The 960-nt window shown below is 42.1% G+C and carries 1 protein-coding gene; it reads right to left on the minus strand.

Going from position 1 to position 960, the window contains the following annotated elements:
• Positions 1-881: ABC transporter permease (locus E0496_RS31930; protein WP_141505996.1), on the minus strand; the 881-nt coding region annotated here is incomplete at its 3' end.
• Between the last annotated feature and the right edge of the window lie 79 nt (positions 882-960).

Consider the following 960-nt stretch of genomic DNA (forward strand, 5'->3'; position numbering starts at 1 on the left):
GCCAGCAAATAAGATACACAGATAAAGATTAATGAAACGACCGATTTAAACAATCCGACTGCGGTCGCTACGCCATATTGCATTTGTTCCATCCCGATCCGGTATACATAAGTATCCAGAATGTCCCCACTGGAATATACCTGCGGACTATATAAATTAAATACCTGATCGAAGCCGGCATTCAAAACATTTCCAAGACTGAGTACACTTAGCAGCACAATAATAGGTCTCATGCCAGGCAATGTTATATGCCAGGCTTGCTTCATATGACCTGCACCGTCAAGCGCTGCTGCTTCGTATAATGATTTATCGATACTCAATATAGCAGCAAGATATACAATCGTATCAAATCCCAGCTCTTTCCATATGTGCGACGCTACAATAATGAAGCGGAACCAGCCTCCATCACCAAGAAAATAGATTGGCTCCATGCCAAGAAATTGAAGAAAATTGTTGACGATGCCGCCTGATGGCGACAAAATATCGATGAGAATACCTGATAAAATAATCCAAGATAAAAAGTAAGGCATATAAACAATCGTTTGAACTGATCTTTTGAATACGACGTTCTTCACTTCGTTTAGCAATATCGCTAGCGTTAGCGGGAAAATAATGCCGACAATAATTTTCATAAATGAAATCAACAACGTATTGCCGATCACCTTCATCGTATCCGGCATCCCGAACACATACTTAAAGTTGTCTAGACCGATCCACTCTGAACCAAACCAGCCGCGGGAAGGAACAAAATCCTGAAACGCGATAGCTATACCCATGATAGGCCCATAGCTGTAAATAAGCACAAGGATAACCGCTGGCAAAAGCATCATATGATAAGCTCCGGTGGAAAACCGGCGTTTACGGATTCCTTTCGTTTCCATAGTTGCGCACACCCATCCTTCTATATATAAAATAAGGAGGGACTAGAGCTGTCCCTCCGTCTTGCTTTACTTCTTGGCT

This window comes from Paenibacillus luteus, assembly GCF_006542765.1.
In the GTDB taxonomy this organism is placed as follows: domain Bacteria; phylum Bacillota; class Bacilli; order Paenibacillales; family Paenibacillaceae; genus Pristimantibacillus; species Pristimantibacillus luteus.